Annotated in this window: 19 protein-coding genes; 5 read left to right on the forward strand and 14 right to left on the reverse strand. The window is 61.7% G+C overall.

What is annotated here, in order from left to right; genetic code table 11:
* The first annotated feature begins 11 nt into the window (after positions 1-11).
* Positions 12-1,085 carry a glycosyltransferase family 4 protein gene (locus ABI796_RS03345; protein ID WP_141283322.1) on the forward strand — a complete coding sequence of 358 codons (1,074 nt, stop codon included), beginning with the start codon at positions 12-14 and terminating at the stop codon, positions 1,083-1,085.
* Between the two features lie 41 nt (positions 1,086-1,126).
* Positions 1,127-3,262 (forward strand): glycogen debranching N-terminal domain-containing protein, encoded by a 2,136-nt coding sequence (locus ABI796_RS03350; RefSeq protein WP_141283245.1) that lies wholly within the window; start codon positions 1,127-1,129, stop codon positions 3,260-3,262.
* Between the two features lie 7 nt (positions 3,263-3,269).
* Here the strand turns inward: ABI796_RS03350 and ABI796_RS03355 are convergent, their stop codons facing one another.
* The 8 genes from ABI796_RS03355 to ABI796_RS03390 all read right to left on the reverse strand — a co-directional run bounded on the left by ABI796_RS03355 (position 3,270) and on the right by ABI796_RS03390 (position 12,177).
* Positions 3,270-3,800 (reverse strand): GNAT family N-acetyltransferase, encoded by a 531-nt coding sequence (locus tag ABI796_RS03355; protein ID WP_141283244.1) that lies wholly within the window; start codon positions 3,798-3,800, stop codon positions 3,270-3,272.
* Between the two features lie 97 nt (positions 3,801-3,897).
* Entirely contained in the window at positions 3,898-5,400 is a 1,503-nt protein-coding gene (locus tag ABI796_RS03360) for a glycoside hydrolase family 32 protein (protein ID WP_141283243.1), read from the reverse strand.
* Complete coding sequence (locus tag ABI796_RS03365; protein ID WP_141283242.1) at positions 5,393-6,346, reverse strand: carbohydrate kinase; 954 nt, start codon at positions 6,344-6,346, stop codon at positions 5,393-5,395. Before ABI796_RS03365 ends, ABI796_RS03360 begins: the two co-directional genes overlap by 8 nt.
* Before the next feature lie 47 nt (positions 6,347-6,393).
* Positions 6,394-7,482 carry a LacI family DNA-binding transcriptional regulator gene (locus ABI796_RS03370; protein ID WP_141283241.1) on the reverse strand — a complete coding sequence of 363 codons (1,089 nt, stop codon included), beginning with the start codon at positions 7,480-7,482 and terminating at the stop codon, positions 6,394-6,396.
* Positions 7,483-7,551: 69 nt separating this feature from the next.
* Positions 7,552-8,964 carry a right-handed parallel beta-helix repeat-containing protein gene (locus ABI796_RS03375; protein WP_141283240.1) on the reverse strand — a complete coding sequence of 471 codons (1,413 nt, stop codon included), beginning with the start codon at positions 8,962-8,964 and terminating at the stop codon, positions 7,552-7,554.
* 10 nt (positions 8,965-8,974) lie between these two features.
* Entirely contained in the window at positions 8,975-9,940 is a 966-nt protein-coding gene (locus ABI796_RS03380; RefSeq protein ID WP_174754510.1) for a carbohydrate ABC transporter permease, read from the reverse strand.
* Complete coding sequence (locus tag ABI796_RS03385) at positions 9,940-10,827, reverse strand: carbohydrate ABC transporter permease (RefSeq protein ID WP_141283239.1); 888 nt, start codon at positions 10,825-10,827, stop codon at positions 9,940-9,942. Before ABI796_RS03385 ends, ABI796_RS03380 begins: the two co-directional genes overlap by 1 nt.
* Positions 10,828-10,899: 72 nt before the next feature.
* Entirely contained in the window at positions 10,900-12,177 is a 1,278-nt protein-coding gene (locus tag ABI796_RS03390) for an ABC transporter substrate-binding protein (RefSeq protein ID WP_141283238.1), read from the reverse strand.
* 348 nt (positions 12,178-12,525) lie between these two features.
* Between ABI796_RS03390 and ABI796_RS03395 the strand changes: the two genes are divergently transcribed.
* Complete coding sequence (locus tag ABI796_RS03395) at positions 12,526-13,878, forward strand: NosD domain-containing protein (protein ID WP_141283237.1); 1,353 nt, start codon at positions 12,526-12,528, stop codon at positions 13,876-13,878.
* 110 nt (positions 13,879-13,988) lie between these two features.
* Here the strand turns inward: ABI796_RS03395 and ABI796_RS03400 are convergent, their stop codons facing one another.
* The 4 genes from ABI796_RS03400 to ABI796_RS03415 are packed head-to-tail and all read right to left on the reverse strand — an operon-like array spanning position 13,989 to position 17,459.
* Complete coding sequence (locus ABI796_RS03400; RefSeq protein ID WP_011773451.1) at positions 13,989-14,381, reverse strand: universal stress protein; 393 nt, start codon at positions 14,379-14,381, stop codon at positions 13,989-13,991.
* Between the two features lie 32 nt (positions 14,382-14,413).
* Complete coding sequence (locus ABI796_RS03405) at positions 14,414-15,952, reverse strand: tripartite tricarboxylate transporter permease (RefSeq protein WP_141283236.1); 1,539 nt, start codon at positions 15,950-15,952, stop codon at positions 14,414-14,416.
* Positions 15,952-16,455 (reverse strand): tripartite tricarboxylate transporter TctB family protein, encoded by a 504-nt coding sequence (locus ABI796_RS03410; RefSeq protein WP_141283235.1) that lies wholly within the window; start codon positions 16,453-16,455, stop codon positions 15,952-15,954. The genes ABI796_RS03405 and ABI796_RS03410 overlap by 1 nt, the downstream gene beginning before the upstream one ends.
* Positions 16,452-17,459 carry a tripartite tricarboxylate transporter substrate binding protein gene (locus ABI796_RS03415; protein ID WP_141283234.1) on the reverse strand — a complete coding sequence of 336 codons (1,008 nt, stop codon included), beginning with the start codon at positions 17,457-17,459 and terminating at the stop codon, positions 16,452-16,454. The genes ABI796_RS03410 and ABI796_RS03415 overlap by 4 nt, the downstream gene beginning before the upstream one ends.
* 311 nt (positions 17,460-17,770) lie before the next feature.
* Here ABI796_RS03415 and ABI796_RS03420 point away from each other — a divergent pair, with 311 nt between their 5' ends.
* Both ABI796_RS03420 and ABI796_RS03425 read left to right on the forward strand, forming a co-directional pair.
* Positions 17,771-19,369: a sensor histidine kinase gene (locus tag ABI796_RS03420; RefSeq protein WP_141283233.1), complete on the forward strand. Its 1,599-nt coding sequence runs from the start codon at positions 17,771-17,773 to the stop codon at positions 19,367-19,369.
* On the forward strand, positions 19,366-20,034 hold the full coding sequence (locus ABI796_RS03425; RefSeq protein ID WP_141283232.1) for a response regulator: 669 nt from the start codon (positions 19,366-19,368) through the stop codon (positions 20,032-20,034). Before ABI796_RS03420 ends, ABI796_RS03425 begins: the two co-directional genes overlap by 4 nt.
* A gap of 69 nt (positions 20,035-20,103) precedes the next feature.
* Here ABI796_RS03425 and ABI796_RS03430 read toward each other — a convergent pair whose 3' ends face one another.
* Together ABI796_RS03430 and ABI796_RS03435 are read right to left on the reverse strand one after the other, a co-directional pair.
* Positions 20,104-20,646 carry a hypothetical protein gene (locus tag ABI796_RS03430; RefSeq protein WP_246095758.1) on the reverse strand — a complete coding sequence of 181 codons (543 nt, stop codon included), beginning with the start codon at positions 20,644-20,646 and terminating at the stop codon, positions 20,104-20,106.
* Positions 20,647-21,014: 368 nt separating this feature from the next.
* On the reverse strand, positions 21,015-22,061 hold the full coding sequence (locus ABI796_RS03435; RefSeq protein WP_141283230.1) for an LLM class flavin-dependent oxidoreductase: 1,047 nt from the start codon (positions 22,059-22,061) through the stop codon (positions 21,015-21,017).
* Between the last annotated feature and the right edge of the window lie 7 nt (positions 22,062-22,068).

Genomic DNA, 22,068 nt, shown 5'->3' on the forward strand with positions numbered 1-22,068 from the left:
GGACAAACCTCATGCGCATCGGACTCATAGTTGGACCTTGGTTTACGGTACCGCCAGAGAAATACGGCGGAACAGAGCGTGTAGTGGATGCGTTGGCGCGGGCGTTGTCCGACGCCGGCCACGACGTCCTGCTCGCAACGGCAGCGGACAGCACTTGCCCTGTGCCTCAAGTGCCAGGTTTCGGCCCGGCATCCCCGGAAGACCTGGGCCAGAGTTTCAGCGAGCTGGGTCACGTGATCAAGGCCTACACGGAGATGCAGGACGTGGACATCATCCACGATCACACCCTGGCAGGCCCGCTCTACGCTCACAGACCACGCGGCATTCCCGTCGTCACCACCATTCACGGCCCCTTGTCCTCCAGCTACGCGCCGCTGTACCGGGACATGGCGAACGACACCGCCATCATCGCTATTTCCCACGATCAGATCAGCAGGACTCCGGACCTGAAAGTATCCGCAGTCATCCATCACGGGATAGACCTCTCCGCAGTGAGTGTTGGCCGGGGAGCCGGGGGATACGTCTGCTTTGTGGGACGAATGTGCCCGGACAAGGGACTCATGGAAGCAGTGGCCATCGCCCGGGAAGCCGGGGTGCCCTTGCGGATCGCCGCCAAGATGCACGCGCCGGACGAATACGGTTATTTCAAGGATGTGGTGCAGCCGGCCTTGGCATCTACCGAGGAGTTCCTGGGGGAATTGTCCGATCCCGAAAAGTACGAGCTGATGGGCGATGCCATAGCGCTGCTCAACCCCATCCAATGGGCAGAACCATTCGGGCTGGTGATGATCGAAGCACTTGCCACAGGAACCCCGGTCCTTGCCACGCCCATGGGTGCTGCACCGGAAATCGTCCGGCACGGAATCACCGGCTTCGTGGGCTCAGCCCAGGAGTTGGCCGAGTATGCGGCCCTGGCCCCGGAGCTGAGCCGGGAGGCCTGCAGGCGCTCCGTGGAAGAGTCCTTCAGTGCTCGGCGCATGGCGGCCGATCATGTTCAGCTCTACACCAAAGTGATTGAACAATTCCGGGCAAAATCCCTTCCCGACGACGGCCTGTTGCAAGAGAATCAGAGTCGAACCCTTTAGAGTTCCCACCCTCAAGCAAGACCCGAGGAGGCCTGCCGGCCATGACTGCTTGGAACGAAGACACTGAGGCCGGGGCGTCGGAACTGGGCGCCGTGACGGTCGTCGAAGGTTCGTCTTTCTGCATCTCCGCCCACTCCGGTGACATCCACGGCGGCGGTTCTCAAGGTTCCTACTATCAGGACACACGGATCGTCTCGCGTTGGATCCTGCGGATCAATGGCGCGCTCCGGGAACCACTGGTGGCACGGAACCCCACTGCTTTCCAGGCTGAATATGTGGGGCGTGCATGCTCGGCGGACGGCCGCTTTGACAGTCCTTTGGTAGTCCAGCACCAGCGGAACGTGGGCGCTGGCCTGCGGGATGACATCACTATCAGGAACTACTCAGGCCAGGACGCCCCTTGCGAGATTGAACTGCTGCTCGACGCCGATCTGGCGGACCTTTTTGACGTCAAAGGCGGCAGAACCAGCAAAGCCGGGGTGCCATCCCGGAAAACGCATAAGAAGGAACTTCACCTCGAATCCCTGCATTCCACAGGTCAGCGCAGGGGAGTGTCCTTCCGGGCCTCCGGGGCCAAAGTCTCCGAGGACGGTTTGCGGTTCCACATCACCATCCCCGCACGCAGCCAATGGTCCACCAGCATCATCGCGCTCCCGCTGGTGAATGGAGCGGGCCCCAAGGATCCCTTCACGGAAACCACACCGCTGCATCACACACCCGGCGTACGCCGTCACGTTGCCTGGGAAGAACACGTCCCGCGGATCTCGGTGACGGACAGCAACGTGGAAGAAGTCCTGGAAAGGAGCCAACGGGACCTGGGCTCGCTGCGCATCTTTGACCCCGAACATCCGGACCGTGTGGCAGTAGCGGCCGGAGCGCCCTGGTTCATGGCACTGTTTGGACGGGACTCCCTCCTTTCTTCCTACATGTCCCTCATGGTGGACCCGAGGCTGGCGGCCGGAACCCTGCAGACGCTGGCCGCACTGCAGGGCAGCAAAGTGGATGTTGATTCCGAGGAAGAACCCGGCCGCATTCCCCACGAGGTCAGGCTCGGAGTCACCGCCGGACTCTCCCTGGGCGGAACCGCCTACTACGGGACCGCAGATGCCACGCCACTCTTTGTTTCAACGCTTGGCGAGCTCAGCCGGTGGGGTCTTGGTTCTGACATCATCGAGTCCCTGCTTCCGCACGCTGACCGCGCCATCGAATGGATGGAGCAGTACGGGGACCGCGACGGCGACGGCTTCCTCGAATACCAGCGCCCCAATGAACACGGGCTTCTCAACCAGGGCTGGAAGGACTCCTGGGATGGCGTCAACTTCGCCGATGGTCGGATGGCGGAGGCACCCATTGCCCTCTGCGAGGTGCAGGCCTACGCATACGCGGCCTACGTGGGCCGCTCGCTGCTGGCCCGCGCGGCCGGGGACACCGCCGTCGAACGCCGTTGCGCTGACCGTGCCGAAGCGCTGAAGGCCGCCTTCAACGAGGCCTTTTGGCTCCCGGACCGCGGTTATTTTGCGCTGGCCCTGGACAAGGACAAGAAGCCCGTGGACTCGTGCACCTCCAACATGGGGCACTGCCTGTGGGTGGGCATTGTGGACGAGGACAAGGCACCCCTGGTTGCCGAACGGCTGATGTCCCCGGAAATGTTCACCGGTTGGGGCATCCGCACCCTGGGCTCGGACATGGGCGCGTACAACCCGGTCAGCTACCACAACGGCTCCGTGTGGCCACACGACACCGCCCTGGTTGCCACCGGCCTCATGCGGTACGGATTCGTGAAGGAAGCCAGCCGGGTTGCGAGCGGACTGTTCGACGCCGCCGAACACTTCGGCGGCAGGCTCCCGGAGCTTTTCTGCGGCTTTGATCGGGCCGACTTCGCGGAGCCGGTTCCGTACCCGACGGCGTGTTCGCCCCAAGCATGGGCGGCTGCAGCTCCGGTTCAACTCGCCAGGATCCTGCTGCGGTTCGATCCCGATTTCACCCGGAACGTCCTGCACCTGGCGCCAATTCTGCCCGATGCTTATGGGTCCTTCCGCGCCGACAACGTGCTGTTGGGGCGCTCGCGGATTACGGTGCATGCCTCCGGTTCATCCGGTTCGGTGACCGGGGTACCTGCCGGGCTGGAGCTGCGGAGTGACCCCCGGCCGCCGCTGACGGGAGACCTGTTCGGCTAGCTGTTTTTCAAAGCCGGCGCTCCATTACGTAGTCGTGCTCCACGGTGTTGCCGAGCTTGAAGGACTTTGTGCCTACCCGTTGGAAGCCGCTCTTGTCATAGAAGCGAATGGCCTTGGCGTTCTCGCTGTTGACGCCAAGCCACACACCGGCCGCGCCCTTGTCCGCGGCGTTGGCCAAGGACGCCTGGATGAGCCTTGATGCGGCACCCTTGCCGTGGTGCTCCGGGTGGACGTAGCACTTGCTCAACTCGGTGGAGGGGAGCGCGGACAAGACCGAGGCGACGTCAGGGTCGCTGGCCGGTTTGGCAATCAGCATGGTGTACCCGTTGAGCTGCCCGTCCTGGTCCAGCACCAGGATGGCGATGTTGGCATCGGCGAGGTAGTCCTTGAAGTTCTCTTCGCTCAGCGTTTTCTCCAGATGCGCCTGGATGTCCTCCGGGGAAGAACCGGGCGGGCACGCCAGCGGAAAGGTGATGGCGGCAAGCTCTGCCAGCTTCCCGGCGTCGTGCGTTGTTGCGGTGCGGATGGTTTCAGTCACGTGGCCCCCTTGCGAGTTTTTGTACAGCTAATGCCCCTAAGAACGAATCTTAGGGGCATTAGCTGTACAAAAACTCCCAGGTTCGGGGGGTCCAGGCTCAGGACAAGGCTGTGACCGTCAGTTTCCGCACTGTGGCTGTGCCGCCCTCCGCGCTCAGTTGGGTGCCCACGCTCCCGTTGCTGGGGAACACGAGATCGGTCAACGCAACCTTGCCGCCTTGGGCGAAGACTTCCACGGAGCCATGGTCCACGATCACTTGAAGCTTCAGCACGCCGTCCTCCAGAACCACGGGTGCCGATTCTGCGGAGGCGAACTTTTCGTGGAAAGAGGTGTCACCGGAGTTTCGGCGATCCAGGGTGAGCCGGTGAGCGGCGGCGTCGAAACTCAGGTGAGTGGCCCCGAAAAGTGTCAACGAGACAGCCCGGGCCGTACCCGGCAGGATCTCGGCATTGATCACTTGGGCTGTGTCAAAGTCCGGTAGTGCGAGAGGGGAAGAACCAACCTCCACGTCCTGCACAGTGTGGATGTTCCTCCCGAAACCCGGGGACAGAACAGGGCGCTGGACCAAACGGGGTAGTCCGTCAATCGTGGCCAGTTCCACCTCCCGCGCCAGTGACATGCTTGACCGCCACGGCGATGTTGGGAGGGAGTTGGCGTAATCCCAGTTGTTCATCCATCCGATCATGATCCGGCGGTTGTTGGGAGCGTTGCTGAAAGAGACGGCAGCGTAGTAGTCGCGGCCCCAATCCAGCCAAAGACAATCCGGGAGGTTCACGGTTCCGTCCGCACTGGCTTGCACTAAAGAATCGGGATCAGGGATGAATCGGACGCCATCGAAGTGGCCCACAAAGTACTGCCCTCCCGATCCGCCGGCCACGGCACCGGGATTGATATTGACCACCAGCACCCACTTGAGCTGATGGGGATCCCCATCCACGGGAAGGGCGAACAGATCAGGACATTCCCACTCGCCGCCAGTGGCATTGGCAGGGCCGAAGGTGCTCAGGTACTCCCATTCCTTGAGGTCGGCGGAACGATACAAAACCACTTGCTGATGCTGGGCCTCCACCGCAACCATCACCCAGAAAGCACCGTCGGATCCCTCATGGCGAAATACCTTGGGATCCCTGAAATGGGCTGAGCCCCGGTTCAGTACCGGATTGCCCGAGTATTTATGCCACGTCATACCCGCGTCCGTGGAGAAGGCAAGCGACTGTGCCTGGGTCCCCTGCAGCCCTGAGCCTTCCTTGAAAGCACTGGTGTAGATGGCAATCAGCGGAGGGTTCTCCAGTGTGCCCAAACCGGACGTGTTTTCTTCATCCACCACCACGCTGCCGGAGAACACGTCCTCCTGCTCGTCGCAGGCGATGGCCACCGGGTGTTCGGTCCAGTGCAGTAGATCCTCCGAGGTGGCGTGACCCCAAGACATGTTGCCCCAGACGTTATCGAACGGGTTGCTCTGGTAGAAGAGGTGGTAAACACCCTGGTAGTACACCAGCCCATTGGGATCGTTCAGCCAGGTGCTGTTGGCCGTGTAATGAAGCGCCGGCCGGGTCACAAGGTGGGCAGCACCGGCAGGGTGAGTGGTTGTATCAGTCATTGGAGTTCTTTCGGGAAGTGTGTGCCAGTTCCAGCGATCCGCTCAACTCGGTCCGCGTTGGCGGGTTGGCTCCGTGCCGTCCCACGGTGATGGCCGCAGCGAGGGAAGCGGCCGTTCCCAGCCTGGTGAGTTCGGCGTCGTGGAAAACGGCCTGCGGGTTCTCCACCAGTCCTGCGATCAGGGCGGACATATAGGAATCGCCCGCGCCGACAGTATCTTTAACCACCACAGCTGGCGCCGGCACATGGACCTCGGCGGTCCTGGACCATAGATACGACCCCGACCCGCCATCGGTGATGATGGCCGCTGCCGGCCCCAGGCCAAGAAGGTGGCGCCCGACGGCGGCAGGAGACCACCGTGGGTAGAGCCAGAGGGCATCTTCCGAACTGAGCTTCACAACAGTAGCCAGTGCCGCCGTGCGCTCAAAGGTTTGCAGGGCTGCAGCATGGTCCGGGATGAGCGTGGGGCGGATATTGGGATCGTAGGTGATGGTGCAGCGTCCGGAGAACAGTTCCAGCACGGACCGGACCTGAGTTGCCCCGGGCTCCATGAACGCGGCCAAAGACCCTGTGTGCAGTACCTTCGGGAGGAACGTCGGACTGATATCGGGGAGATCCCACTGGAAGTCGAACTCGTACTCCGCGGAGCCGTCGCTGTCCAGGATCGCCCTGGCAGTTGACGTCCTGGGGAGGTGTTCGGCTCCCGGCATCATGGACACGCCAGCGCTCGCCAAGTGCTCTTGAATCCGCGCGCTGCGGTGGTCCTTGCCCAATGCTGTGAGAAACGAAGTGCTGATACCCAGGAGACCGAGCCCGAAGGCAACGTTGAGCCCGGAACCGCCCGGGAACTCGACGGCCCCTGCCGCTGTGTCAATGACGTCGATGAGGGCTTCGCCAACTACTACGACCTCCGTTTCAGGGCAGGAGGGGACAGGGCGGCTGTGCATTGATGATCCTTCGTGGTGGGCGCGTCCGAGGCCGGACGCGGTGGAAGTCAGGTGGTGGTGCGCGCAATCTGTTCTGCGCTGCCTTCGCGAGGCCCGGGCTGCGGGGGCGCGACGGAATTGCGCAGGACCAACGGGCAGGGAAGAACAGTGGGGTGGGCCGTCAACAGTTGCAGGTCCGTTTTTCCCTCGATCGCGTCAATCAGGTTTTTGGTTGCCCACGCGCCCATTTCATAGTGCGGAAGGGCCACAGTGGTCAGTGATGGGTAAAGATTTTCCGCGATGAGCTGCTGGTTATCGAATCCCACAATGGAGAGGTCCTCCGGTATTCGCAGCCCAAGCTCCCCGGCTGCCCTGTAAGCACCCATGGCCATACGGTCGTTGTAGCAAAAGATGGCCGTGGGGCGGTTGGGCGATTGCAGAACCCGCAGTGCCGCTTCATGGCCGCCTGGTACCTCGGACAATTCCGAGTGGACCAGCTCTTCATGGAACGTCAGCCCGGCGTCGGCCAGCGTGTCTTGGAAAGCCTTGAGCCTGGAGTGCGTGGCCGGCACGTCATCGGTGTTGTTAATCATCCCGATCCGCGTGTGACCGGCGTCGATCAGGGTTTGAACCGCGAGGCGTGCACCGCCGGCTTCGTCGGGGATGACTGCTGAAACGGAGCGGTTGATGTCCTCGGAGTCCACGAGGACCGCCGGAACACCGGTGAGATTCTTGGGAAGGGACAGCTTCCGGTGGTACATGGTGGCGTACAGGATGCCATCAACTTGCCGGTCCAACAGATCAGCGACGTCGCTTTCGCGAGAGTCCTGCGAACCGGTGCTGGTGGAGTTGATGATCATGATGTTGTACCCACGTGCCCGTGCCGTTTCCTCGGCCCCGAGGATGATCCGGCCTGCGTGCGGAGTGGTGGCGATCTCTTCGCTGATGAAACCGATCATCCCCGAACGTTGGGTGCGAAGGGCCTGGGCCAGTCGGTTGGGCCCATAACCCAGCTGTTGAGCCGCTTGGTGGACCCGTTCCCTCGTTTCGGTACCTACGCGGGCGTAGGCAACGTCATTGAGGACGTGGGAGACGGTGGTGACAGAGACACCGGCTGCGGCGGCCACGTCTTTGATACCGACAGATCTTTTGGTCATTGCTTTCCCACGTCCTCAAGGTGTTGATGATTGTTGCTGATCCTACGTCCGCTTACTGGTCTCAGTAGGCTATCGAGGAATACCCGCGCCCTGGCTGCTTTGGGTGGACTCTGCTGCCGCAAAGCCCACGGTGGGCGTGGCCCTCACAGCATTGGCACCCCTGTCCGCGATGACCTGGGCGTCGTTCCCGGAGTCAAGGATGGTATTCCGTGCCGAGGTGGAGTCGACCAGCACCGCCGTTACGGCGAGTCCGTCCGAAGCTCCGGTGGTCAACAAGGCGTCCACTTGGGCCGCGAAGCAGGAGTCACTGGACGCAGAGCGAACGTCCATGGCCACCACGTGGTTGTTGGAGACAAAGTTTCCTGTCCCTTCCGCCAACCGAATGATCACCGGCGTGGCCCCTGACGGCCAGATGCTTTGCGCGTCCACAACCTCGGAGAAGTGGTTGCCGATCACTGAGTTATTGCTTCCACTGATGCGGAGAATCCCGTAAAGGTCATCGCGCCCGTTGTCGACGCCCAGGAACGGCGTCCACGGCTCGTGGTCACGAAGGAAATGGTTGGTGGACACCAAATTCTCCGAGCTGCCCTCCGCAAGAACCACCATTCCGGGGTAAAACGAGTGCAGGCGGTTGTTGGAGACGCTTGATCGAGTGACACCTTCGAAGTGGATGCTGCTGGCACCGCGGGGGAAGATGTTGTTCGCGGTGATCAGGAGACCGCCATGGTTCTGGGCGTAGATCGAGTGACCTTTGAAGCCGGCCCCTATCAAGTTGTCCGTGATCTTGGAGGCTTGACCCCAGCCGCGGAGTTCTATGCAGCTTCCGCATTCAGCAATGAAGTTGTCGTGGACGGACAGGGCGTCTGCCTTGCAGATGGTGAGCGCGTTCTCAAGGTAGACGAAACCCATTCCATTGACCCGGAAAGAGTCATTGGCGCTCGCCACATAAATGCCGGTCTTGCCGTTGACGTAACTGTTCTCCGCAGGCAGCCCGGACCCGTCCGGGGTGAAGTGCAAGCCGTCTATGCAGAAGTTGGAGAACTCAACGGAACTGATCCTTGGGCTTCCGCTTCGTTCAACGTAGAAGGCGGCACCCTTGGATTCCTGGTCCGGCAGTAAGTCACTGGGCCGCTCGTCATCAATGATCGGCAGATCCACCATGACGCGGCTCCCGCCAGGCCACAACTCATGAAGATCGGGCCATTCGGCCTCGGGAGCATTGAAACGGATGCTCGAGGACGTGAAGCCATGACCTGAGCCTTCAATCCTGAGGAAGCTGACGTCGATGACTACCTGTGTCCGGAGGCGATAATCGCCGGGCGGAAGATAAATCACCGCTCCCGGCTTGCCGCCGTCGTTCTCATCCGTGGCCGTTTGCCGGTCCTTGATGTCCGCGATGATGCTGTTGATGACTTCACCAACGTCCGTGAACGGATCCCCGATGGGCCAGGTGGTGACGTTGTAATAGTTGCTGTTGGACATGGTTCCTTCCTTAGCCCTTAACCGCACCGAGCGTCATGCCGGCAACGATCTTGCGCTGCAGCAGCAGTGTCAGGAGGATGACGGGAATGGAGTAGACGGCCGCGAGTGCGGTCATGGAGCCCCAGTCCAGTCCGAACTGGGTTTGGAAGTTGGCGATAACCACGGGCGTTGTTTGCGAGCGGATTGCGGTCATGAGGAGCGCGAACAGGAATTCGTTCCACGACGCCAGGAAGGCGAAGATCGCGGTGACGGCGATGCCGCCGGAGACCACCGGGATGACTACCCGCCAGAGCGCACCCAATCTGCTGCAACCATCCACCGTTGCCGCTTCCTCCAAGTCGCGGGGGACCGCCTCGAAGAAGCTGGACATCAGCCAGATGGACAACGGCAGGGAGATGGTGGTGTGGGCGATGGACAGGGCTATGGGTGTGTCCGCCAGTCCTACGGAGGACATCATGGATGCCAGCGGAATGCCGATTGCTACTGGCGGGACCATCCGTGTTACCAGTGCCGCCATGATGAACACGCGGCCGCTGGGAGTCTTATAGCGGGTGATGCCGTAGGCGGCCGGGACGGCCAGGACCAATGACAACAGGGTGCTGATGACGGCGGTCTGAATACTGTTGATAAACGAGGCCAAAACTCCGCTCCGGCCCAACGCGCTGGCGTAGTTCTCCAGCGTCCATTCCGTGGGAAGGATGGTGGGCGGGACGGCAATGGTATCGATCGGCGTCTTGAAGGACGTGAACAGCAGGTACAGGAACGGGAAGCCATACAGCACCATGGCCACGGCCAGCAGGATCCACAGAATGATCCGGGTGCTTCGGCGCCCTGCTTCCAGGCCCTCGCGGTTGACTCCGCGGCGCTTGCGCGGGCCGTTCAACGCGGCGGCGTTCGACGTCGGCTGTTCGCTTTGGCTTGTCACGTCGCCCTCTGTTGTGGCTTGGTTCCGTTTGATCGCGGTCCGGGAGGTCATCAGTTGTCCTTTCCTGGCCGCCAGATGGTGGCCACCGCGAAGAATGCGACGGCGAGCATCGCCAGCAGGTAGATGGTGCCCATGGCGCTGGCCAGGCCGGGATCGCCGAAGCGGATCATGGTGCGGTAGATCAGCAGGCTCATGGTTTCGGATGCGGACTGTGGGCCGCCGTTGGTTTGGATCAGGATGGTGTCGAAGGCGCGTGCGGCGTCGATCCCGCGAACTACCAACGCCACTGCGATCACCGGGCGGAGGAGCGGAAGAATGATCTGGAACAGGAGGGCGGGGGCCCTGGCACCGTCCAGGCGGGCAGCTTCAATCAGATCACCGGGGATGTTCTGCAGCCCGGCGAACAAGACGAGGCACATGAAGGAGGTAGTGAGCCAGATGTCCGGAATGGCCACTGAGAAAAGCACGATGTTCGGATCTGACAACCAGCCGATCTGGTTCGGATTGGAAAGAATACCCGCCTGATGCAGGAGGGTTCCTATGAGGCCGAAGTTATCGATCATGAGGAACTTCCACAGCAAACCTGCAACGATCGGCGCGATCATCAGCGGGTACAGGAAGACGGTTCGCCAGATTTGGGATTTGCGTCCCAGGGCGGTGAACAGGAGCGCCATTCCCAAACCGAGAGCGAACTCGAGGGTTACCACCACCACGGTGTAAGCCAGGGTCCGCCATCCTGCGCCCATGAAGGCTTCGGAGGCGAAGGCCGTGACGTAGTTCTGGAAACCGACGAAGTCCCGGGGGCCGCCGGCAATGGGGGAGATTTTGTAGAAGCTGTCGGCGATAAGGCGGAACAGCGGGTAAGCCACGAAGACGCCCAGGAACAAAGCCGCCGGTGTCATCAGGTATAGGGCGAAGCGGCGATCGGAGATGCGCACGATTTTCTCTTCTGCTGGTTGGGGCCGCGGCCGGCACGGGGTTTATGGTTCCGGGTGCCGGCCGCGGAGTCTTTACTTGAGGAGGTCCTGGATCTGCTTCTTGGCGTCGGCCAGGAGGGTTGCGGAGTCACCGCCGGCCACTGCCTTCTGCAGGAGCGGCACCAGGACGGTGTCAACGATTTGCTGCCACTTGGCCGTTGCCGGGCGGGTGGCTGTGGCTTTGCCGTTGAGGGTTTCGATCAGCGGCTTGAAGCTCTCGTATCCGGGCTGGTCCTGGTATTTCTCGAACGCGGAGATTCGGGAGGCCAGGCCGAGGCTGGATTCGATGCCCAAAGAGTTGTGGTCATAGGCGCACTTGATGAACTTCTTGGCAGAGTCTGCGTTCTTGGTGGCCTTCGGTACAGACAGGTACCAAGGCCCGGGGACGCCTGCGACGCCGGCGCTGCCGCCAATCATTGCTGCCGTTCCCACTTTTCCTGCCACTGGTGAATCCTTGGGGATCTGGCGGTAAGCGTGGGCCCAGAAGCGGGTCATGGCGGTCTTGCCCTGGTTGAACAGGTTCTGGGCTGCAGCCCAGTCAACCTGTGCTGCACCTGGAGGCGCAGACTTTGTGAGGCTGACGTAGAAGTCGAGAGCTTCCTTGTGGGCTGCGTTGTCGATCACCACGTTGTCGCCATCAAGGACCATGGGGGAACCCGCTTGCAGGACGTGGGCCAGCCATTCGGTTTCCACGGCTCCCTTGACGTCGGTGCCGTACATGCCGTCTCTGGTGAAGAACTCCGAGATGTCCTGGTACTGCTTCCACGTGGTGGGTGCCGCGAGTTCATAGCCGTACTTTGCCTGGAAGTCGGCCTTGTTTTTGGCGTCTTCGAAGAGGTCCTTGCGGTAGAGGATGATCTCGGCGTTGGTCCACGCAGGCAGGCCGATGAAGTGACCATCCACGTTGGCTTCCTTGACCAGGGCGGGGAAGATGTCCTTCTTGGCCTCATCGGTGAAGATTTCGTCGATTGGTTGGACCGCGTCCTTGAAGCTGGGGAGCCACACGGAGTCCAGGGCGGCGACGTCGAAGGAAACGTTGCCGGAGGAAAATTCGCTGGAGAGCCGGTTGAACATGCCGTCGTACGGCAGCTCGACGAAGTTGACGTCGATTCCGGTGTCCTTCTTGCATTGTTCGGCCACGCCGGTGAGTTCGGCGTGACCGCCGGCTTCCACCAGGACGTTGACGGTGCCTGCCGCGCTGCCCGACGTCGGTGCCGGGCCCCCTGCGCCGCATCCGGTAGCTGCGAGTGCGACGGCGGTGCAGATGCCGCCAAGGGTGACGAGCCTGGAGATGGTTTTTCGAGTGGACATCGCTGTCGACTCACTTTCTCTTGAACGGGTGAAAGGAGTGATTGGTTTGAAGAATCGTTTTGCCAAAACGTCTTGGCAACACTGTAGGGCTGAAAGTTTGGACGTGTCAAGAGTCACTTGGAGGGGTGGCCGGTGCCAAAATTGCTGCCCGGATTTTGTCGTTGACAGTGCTCTTCAGCGCAGCTTAGTGTTTCTCTCAGCTTCGGATAAAACGATTTGGCACACTTTTGGCATCAACACCGTGGCATCAACACCGTGGCATAGACGCCAATGCCGGGGCGCCGCCGCATGGACGCCGGAGCGATGCCCCGGACAAACCAATGGACCAAGGATTGGCAGGAGAACCCTATGGGAATTGATACGACGCTTGATATGAACAACACCAGCAGGCGGAAGCTGGTGGGCGCGGGAGCCGTGGGCACGCTGGCAGCTGCCCTGAGCCTGGGGATGTCCCCAAAGGCAGAAGCTGCCGAAGGCGCGAAGGCCAGCCCGTTGAACTCGCCGAATGTCTATGACGTCACGGCCTGGCGAATCAAGGGCCAGCCCAAGGTCACGGCAGAGTCGGATATAGGCGCCGTCATCAACGACATCATCGCGGACATCAAGAAACGCCAATCCACACCGGAAACCAGACCGGGAGCCGTGGTGATCATCCCGCCGGGGGACTACGACCTCCACACTCAAGTGGTGGTGGACGTGGATTACCTCACCATCGCCGGTTTTGGCCATGGTTTCTTCTCCCGCAGCATCAAAGACAACGTGGACACCACGGGCTGGCTGAACCTTCAGCCGGGTGGCAGCCACATCCGCGTCCTCACGCCCCCAACCTCGCCCCAGGCATTCCTTGTGCGGCGGGACGGGAGTCCGCGCCTGTCCGGGATTGTGTTCAAGGACTTCTGCCTTGACGGAGTCAGCTTCGTCCCGGACGGAAACAGCTACAAGAACGGTAAGACCGGTATTGACGTCGCCTCCGACAATGACTCCATCCACATCACCGGAATGGGGTTCGTCTATCTTGAACACGCTCTGATAGTTCGAGGTGCGGACGCCCTCCGGGTCCACGACAACATGGTTGCCGAGTGCGGGAACTGCGTTGAACTGACCGGTGCCGGACAAGCAACAATTGTCAGCGACAACCTGATGGGTGCCGGCCCCGAAGGTGTGACGCTTCTCGCCGAAAACCACGAGGGCCTCCTGGTCACAGGAAACAACTTCTTTCCTCGAGGACGCAGTCTCCTTGAGTTCACCGGCTGCAACCGCTGCAGCGTGACATCAAACAGGTTCCAGGGCTTCTACCCCGGCATGATGCGGCTGCTGAATGGCTGCAAGGAAAACCTCATCACGTCCAACCATTTCCGTCGGGGCACGGAAGGGTTCCCTCCGTTCATTGACCGCACTAACGGCCTGGATGACCTCTACGGTGTCATCCACGCGATGGGGGACAACAACCTGATCTCGAACAACCTGTTTGCCTACGACGTCCCGCCGGGCAAGATTGCCCCCGCCGGAGCCCAGCCCACCATCATGTTGATCGCAGGCGGGGACGGCAACGTCATAGCCACCAATCACGTCATCAGCAACGTGGACACCCAACACGTGGTTCTTGATGGATCGGCAACCCGGTCAAAGGTTTTGGACAGCGGCGCCGCCTCCACCATCACGTCCTACAGCCCGGACACAGCCATCCGGCCTACGCCCTGACGGCCGGTCCTGAGGAGACAGCAGGAAAGCGAAAACAGCAGGAAAGCGCGACGACGGCTGGTCACCCAGGTGACCAGCCGTCGTCGTGCGCTGTTTGCTTTTCAGCCGCGTTAGTCCGCTTTGACCGCCAGCACCGGGCAATCAGCCTCCAGCAGGATTCGCTGGGAGACGCTGCCCATGATGAGTTTGCCCACCGGGCTGCGGCGGCGAAGGCCGATGACAATCAGGCTCGCATCGTTGTCGTCGGCGGCGTCCAGCACCTCGGCGGCAGCATCGTGGCCACGGACCGGTTGCTTGATGATGTGCTGGATACCGTGCTCCGCCAGGCGCTCCTCGATGCTCTGGATATCCGGCTCCTGGGCGTACCGGTTATCAACCAGGGCGTCGCCCTTGGACGAGTTGATGACCAGCAGGGTGTCGTTGCTTTTCTTGGCCTCGGCGATGGCTTGCGTCAGTGCCGCTTCGCCTTCAGGTGTGGGGACGTATCCCACCACGATGGTCATGGTTTCTCCTGTTTGTGCTGGAAGTGGATGGTTCAGTCGCTGTAGTCTGCAGCGCCCGAGTTGGCGGGGAGCAGGGGTTTCTTCGCCGGACGGTTGCGGCGGATGAGCTTGTAGATGAACGGCCATGCCAGGATGATCGCCACGATGATGTAGACCACTATCGCGATGGGTTCGCTGAAGAGGCCGGCGGGATCGCCCGCGCTCAACTGCAGCGTCTTGCGGAGCTGGCCTTCGATGCGCGGCCCCAGGATCACGCCGAGGATCAGCGGCAGGACCGGAAGCCCGAACCGGCGCATCATGAAGCCGAGGGCGCCGAGCACCAGCAGGATCACCAGGTCGAAAGCCTGCAGGTTCACCGAGTAGGCACCCAGGGTGGCAAAGAACAGGATGCCTGCGTAGAGGTAAGGGCGGGGGAGTTGCAGCAGTTTGGCCCAGACCGGCGCCAGGGGCAGGTTGATGAGCAGGAGCAGGAAGTTGCCGATGAACAGGCTGGCGATGAGTGCCCAGACCAGCGGACCTTGGCTCGAGAACAGTTGAGGACCGGGCTGGATGCCGTAGGACGTAAAGGCAGCGAGCATCACGGCGGCCGTTGCGTTGGTGGGCAGGCCCAGGGCAAGCATGGGGGTCAGTGTTCCGGCAGCGGCGGCGTTGTTGGCCGCTTCCGGTCCGGCGACACCTTCAATAGCGCCCTTGCCGAACTCCTCCGGGTGCTTGCTGAGCCGTTTCTCCGTCACGTAGGAGAGGAACGTGGGGATTTCCGCGCCACCGGCGGGCAGTGCACCAAACGGGAATCCGAAGGCAGTTCCGCGAAGCCACGGCTTCCACGAGCGGGACCAGTCCTTCTTGCCCATCCAGGGACGGCCAACGGGAATGACGTGCAGCGGGGTGCGGCGCAGGTGGGCGGCAACCCAGAGTGCTTCACCCACGGCGAAGATGGCCACAGCAACCACCACAATGTCCAGGCCGTCCACCAGCAGGGGCTGGCCGAAGGTCAGGCGGCGCTGGCCGGTCACTGAATCAATGCCCACCAATCCGATGGCCAAACCAAGGGCGAGTGAGGCGAAGCCGCGGAGCCTGGACGAGCCCAGGACGGCGGTCACCGCCAGCAGCGCGAGGACCATGATGGCGAAGTAGCTGGGCGCTCCAAGGCTGACGGCGAACTGCACCACGATGGGGGCGAACACAGCCAGGAGCGCGGTGCCGATGGTACCGGCGATGAACGAGCCGATGGCCGCTGTGGCGAGGGCTTGAGCGGCCCTGCCCGCTTTGGCCATTTTGTTGCCTTCAATGGCCGTCACCACCGACGACGATTCACCCGGAGTATTAAGCAGGATGGACGTGGTGGAGCCGCCGAACATGCCGCCGTAGTAGATGCCGGCAAACATGATGAAGGCGCTGGTGGGCTCCAAAGCGGCGGTCACCGGGAGCAGCAGGGCTACAGTCATGGCCGGACCCAGGCCCGGAAGGACGCCGACGGCGGTGCCCAGGAGGACGCCGATCACGGCGAACAAGAGGTTCATGGGGGTCAGGGCGGTGGCAAAACCGTCCATCAAGGAGGACCAGACGTCCATTAGAGGATTCCTTCCAGGAGCCCGGCAGGCAGTGCGATGCCCAGGCCGAGGTAGAAGCCGTAGAAGGTCAGCAGTGACAATGCGACGGAAATGAGGCCGTCCCGGATGTAGCGGCGGCTGCCGAGTGCCAGCACACTGCCCCAGAAGAGGACCGTTCCGGAGATGACCCAGCCGGCCCAGTCGATGAGCAGGATGTTCAGGATGAAAGCTCCGGCCAGGGGAAGGACGGTCTTCCAATCGGCGGGGTGTGCCAGGTCAACGTCTTCGCCGCCTTCGGCTTCACCTTTGCCGCCACGGAGGACGTTGATGGCAAGGAGGACGGCGCAGATGATCAGCAGCCCGGAAACAATGAACGGAACAGTCTTCGGACCCACGGGGTCTGACTGCGAATATGGGGTCACCAGGCCGTTCGCATCCAGGAAGACCAGGACGCCAACCACGCCGAGCAGGAGGGCTACCCCCAGCTCGGCGCGGCCTTTAAGGCCTGTGGTTGTGGAGCTCACGCCAACCCGAGCTTGGTGAGGACATCCGCAACGCGCTTGTCCTGGTCCGTCAGGAAGGTCTGGAACTCGTCACCGGTGACAAAAGCGTCCGTCCAGCTGTGGGTCTTGAGGGCTTCCTTCCAGCCTTCCGAGGCGTGCATCTTCTCCAAGGCGGCGATCAGGGATTTCTTGTCGTCCTCGCTGATACCAGGAGGGGCCACAACGCCGCGCCAGTTGGTGAAGACCAGGTCAATGTTGGACTCCTTCAGCGTGGGAGCGTCAACACCTTCCAGGCGGTTCTCGCCACTGGTAGCCAGAACCCGGATCTCGCCGGACTTGATCTGCTGAAGGTACTCGCCGGCGCCGGAGGCGGCGAAGCCCAGCTTGTTACCGAGGATGGCGGGCAGAAGGTCGCCACCGCCGTCGTAAGAGACAAAGTTGACCTTGGTGGCGTCAATGCCAACAGCGCCGGCCAACTGCATGGGCAGGAGGTGGTCCGGGCCGCCGGGCGAGGAGCCGCCGCCCACTGCGATGGAAGCGGGGTTGGCCTTCCATGCGGTCACCAGATCATCGATGGTTTTGTACGGGGAGTCCTTGCTGACCATGATGGCGCCGGGTTCCTCGATCAGCTTTGCCAGCGGGGTGGTCTCCGTCAGCTTCGACTCGGACTTGTTGGTGTAGCTGGCCCCAACAACGCCCAGACCCATGAGCATGGTGAGGTCACCGTTGCCCTTTTCGTTGACGATGCGGGCCAAGCCCACGGTGCCGCCGGCGCCGGCAAGGTTGAACACCTCGGTGTTGGTGGAGATCTTCTCATCGTCCAGAACCTTGGCCGCTGCCCGGGCGGTGGTGTCGTAACCGCCACCTGGAGTGTTGGGGACCATGATCTGGAGACCGGTGATGGGCCCCGCGGCTGCGCCGGAGCTTTCAGAACCGGTGGACTTACCTGTGGCACCGCAGCCGGTGGCCATCAGGGCGATGCCGGCTGCGACGGCGGCGACTCGCAATGCGCGGATCTGGCGCATGGTGTTCCTCTTCTCATCATTGAAAATTCGGGTGCAGGGCAATGCCCGTTGATTTGATGCTAGGCGCGTATGTGAGAGGGATCACTCTTGTGTTCGCAGTGATCTTTAAGTTCATTGCGTTCACGGGTTTTGCCCCGTTTTAAGCCGCTTGCAACGGTCTCAGCTGGGCTTCTGCACCTCTGCGGTATAGTTCCGGTACGCCACGGGACGGCTCCTGCCGCCCCCGCCCCACCGGTTCTCCAATGCTCCCCGGCACCACCAAAGGAACCCAGTAAGTGACTCGCCTGACTCGAATGCCTCGAAGAAGAGGAATGTCCTTGGCAGGGCAGTACCTTGTGCTGCAGTTACTCATAGTCCTGGCAGTTCTTGTTGCTGTTGTGGCCATTTCCCTGGCGCAATCCGCGGCTACCTTTGAGCGGACTGAGGGGCGCCGGGCGCTCCTGGCCGCTGAGGCATTGGGCAGCAACCCCACCGTTCGCGCCCTGCTGCCGGAGGCCGAACCACGCGTAGGATCAGCGCTCCCGGCCGTGGCGGAATCCGTCCGCACCGTGTCCGGGTCATCCCAGGTGGCATTGGCCAAACTCGATACCACCGTGGTGGCGTCATCCGATCCCAGCCTTTTGGGCCAGCCCCTGCCGCTGGGTGAAAGCCAAGTGTTGGAAGGTCGCGCCTGGACGGGGGTCCTGCCGGGCAGCAGCGGCGCCGTATTGTCCGCGCACGTCCCGGTCCTGAATGATTCCGGAAAAGTCATCGGCGTTGCATCCGTCAGCAGGAACTACCCCTCCACCATCGAGCGGCTGGGAGACGCCGTTCCCAACCTGCTCACCTACCTCGGTGTTGCCAGCGTCCTGGGCGTGGCGGGATCCTTGCTGCTGTCCCGGCGCGTCAAGCGGCAAACCCTCGGCATGGAACCGCGGGAAATTACAGGCCTCGTGGAAAACCGCGAAGCGATGCTGCAAGGCCTGAAAGAGGGCGTAGTAGCGTTGGATCCGCACGAACGCATCACCGTGGCCAATGAAAGCGCCCGGCGACTCCTTGGCCTGCCCCCGGACTGCGTGGGCAAAAAACTACGCTCCCTCCACGTGGACCCCGCCCTGAAAACAGTCCTCACCCGTGAGCAATCCGACCCCGATCAACTGGTGCTCGTGGGCGAGCGGCTGGTGGTCATGAACCGTGTAGCCCTGCGCTCCCACGGACGGGACATCGGCTCAGTGACAACGCTGAGGGACCGGACGGAATTGTCCTCCCTTGAAAGCGAACTCGGCGCCACCAAGACTGTCACTGACACCTTGAGGGCCCAAGCGCACGAGTTCGCCAACCAGCTCCACGTCATCTCTGGCCTCATCCAGATCGGCGAATACGACTCCGTGGTGCAGTTCGTCAACGGCGCAACCGTGGACCGCACCCGGCTCAACGACGACGTCACCAGCCGCATCCAGGACCCCGCGCTCGCCGCACTCCTCATCGCCAAGGCCAGTTTGGCAACAGAGCGAGGCGTGGAACTGAAGCTGGATCCGAAGTCCGCACTGCCGCGCGTGAACGAGGAACTGTCCCGCGATCTCACCACTGTGGTGGGCAACCTGGTGGATAACGCGTTCGACGCCGTCACGGGACTTCCCGGAGCATCGGTCCAAGTGCTGGTGGTCCACTCCGATGACGAAGTCACAGTCACTGTCCGGGACAACGGCCCTGGGGTGCCGAGCGGCTCCGCAGAGGATATTTTCCGGCAGGGTTTCTCCACCAAAGAGCCCGGAACAGGAGACGCGCGGGGGTTCGGTCTGGCCTTGTCCCGTGTGATCTGCCGGCGTTCCGGCGGTGACCTCGGCTTTTCGAACGATCATGGTGCGGTGTTCACTGCAACGTTCAGTAAAAACGACTCAGACATCAGCAAAGGGGCACACCACCTGTGATCAAGGTACTGATTGTGGACGACGACTTCATGGTGGCCAAAGTCCATGCCGGGTTTATCCAACGGACACCCGGGTTCGCCGTGGTGGGCGTAGCACACACCGGTGGGCAGGCCCTGGTGGAAACCGAACGGTTGCAGCCGGACCTGGTGCTGCTGGATATCCATCTTCCGGACATCAACGGCTTGGAGCTTATGCACCAGCTTCGCGACGTAGCCCCGGACCTTGACGTCCTGGTGATCAGCGCAGCCAGGGAAGTGGAAACCGTTCGGAAGGCCCTGCGCGGCGGGATTGTGCACTATCTCATCAAACCGTTCTCCCAAACCGATCTGCACGAGCGACTGGAGCACTACCTCAGCGCCTACCAAGGCCTGGACGCCTCCAAAGTGGAGGCCGAGCAGTCCGATGTGAACCGTGTCTTCGGGTTGAGTGTTTCTGAGCGGACCCTGCCAAAAGGCTGCAGTGTGGAGACGCTCGAGCTGGTTGAATCAGCCCTGAAAACAGCACCGGGAGACCTCTCCGCAGCGGAGCTGGCCGAGCAGCTCGGCACGTCCCGGGTCAGCGCACGCCGTTACCTGGAGTACCTCCACGACGAGGGGGCGCTGGAGGTCAGACTCAAGTACGGCGTCGGACGTCCTGAAAGGCGCTACGTGCTGAAAGGGCGGTGAACAGTACGTCACCGCCTGAAGCAGGGTGGGTTCCTCACACAGGAACCCACCCTGCTTTATGAGTGGCTCCTAATCTGACGCGTTCGTGCCGGCGCGACGACGTGCCACCACTACGGTTGCAGCGCCTGCCGCGAGCACGCCGGCACCAGCCAGGCCCCACGTAACCATGCCGGAATCGGCCGGAATGGCTGCAGCATCAGCCGCCGTCCCTGCATCGGTAACACTGGAGGCGGCAACGAAATCGGACCCACCCTTGCCCTTGCCGTTATTTCCGCCCCCATGATTGCCGTTGTTTACAGCGACGCGTGCGGAGCGGATATTGCCGGATGTGGCACCGACGGCGGAAATTATGTAGCTGCCCGCGTTTTCGAAGGTGATGTCAGCGGAGATGGTGCCATTGCCGTCGGCGACGACGCTGATGGGGGCCGGAGGGGTTCCCTGCGGGCCACCTCTCTTCTCAAAAGTGATATTCACGGTCTCGCCGGGGATGTATCCGCCGCCGGAAAAGGTGATCGTTTCGCCGCGATTGATGGTGCCGTCCGTAACGGTTCCCTGCTCATCGCCTGGTGCTGGATAGGTGCTGGCCATGGCCGACGAGGCGCTAGCGAACATGACAGTTCCTGCGAGCATAATTGTTGCAATGGTTTTTCTCATTTGTTCCCCTGGGCTAAGTGATGAATTCAAATTTTGATAGCCGCTAAAAGCGTTATACAAATGCTTTGCCGAAGCCCCCATATGCCTAGCCAGCAAGACGCTATCACCCAGGATCCACCCGTACAAGATTCAGGTACGTCAGTTACAAAGAGTTAGCATTCTATTTACCTGACACAGTTGTCTCATTTTGTGACTATTCTACGAGTTTTATGACAGTCTCAACTCACTACGTGACAAGGCCAGTTAGGGGCAATTGTAACCAGAGAGTCAGGGCTCCGAATTGGATCAACCTGCGCTTAGGTGGTTGTGCGTACAGGTTCCAGTGCTCAGGCGGCTGGCGTCCAGCCCAATGCCGGGCCCAACTTTTGCGCGATGTCCGTGAGGATCTGCACGTAGTCCTCGTGTTCGAAGCTGAAGGGCAGCGCGAATGCCACCTCGTCCACTTCCTGGAATCCTTGGTGGGCGTACAGTTGCCCGGCAATTTCATCGCTGGTGCCTATGAGGTCCCGTGCAAACATCATGCCCTTCGGTCCCTGCGGGGACTGTGTGCGGGGAGTGCGTTCGTCCACGTACCGCTGGTACTTCGCCCGTTGGGCGCTGGAAGCAGAATCTGTGGGGATCACTACCAGGCCCTGCGACACCCGGGCACGCGTGCCGGCTGCAGTGTGCCCGGCTGCAGCGGCAGCCTCGCGGTACGCCCTGATCTGGGATTGCTGGACTTTGGCGAAGTCCGGTTCCTGGTCCTTGTCCGGGAAGATCACGCTGCTGGACAACAAATTGAAGTCGTTCGTTCCGGCCCATACGGCAGACTTCATGCTTCCTGCCCCGTACCAAAGACGGCTGCGCAGGCCGGGCGAGTGTGGCTCTACACGGTTGGAGAACTCCTCCACAACGCCTTGCTTACCGGAGAAGTCGCGTACTTTTTCGCCTGCAACCAGACGGGCGAACCGGTCCACGCGGGCATAGGAGAAGTCCTCCGTTTCCGAAGAATCCGGGTACAGATCATGCTTCACGGTGTCGTAGTGCATTGGTTCGCCCACGCTAATCCCGGGATTAATGCGACCCCCGGAGAGCAGATCCACCGTGGCCAGATCCTCCGCCAACCGCAATGGGTTCTCCCATCCAAGCGGAGTGACCGCGGTACCGAGCTCAATCCTTGACGTGCGCTGGCTGGCGGCGGCCATCACCGCCACGGGGGAGGAGATGCCGAACTGCAGGTGCCGGTGCCTCAACCAGGCGCTGTCAAACCCCAGTTGCTCACCGAGCTCAATGATCTCCAGCGTGGACCGGTGGCCGGCAGCCGGATCATCGGGGTGGAACAGGCCGATGGTGAGGAATCCAAGTTTGCGGAGGGGATGTTCGGGAGTGGGCATGGTCTTC

It is taken from the genome of Paenarthrobacter aurescens (genome assembly GCF_041549525.1).
Classification (GTDB): Bacteria; Actinomycetota; Actinomycetes; order Actinomycetales; family Micrococcaceae; genus Arthrobacter; species Arthrobacter aurescens.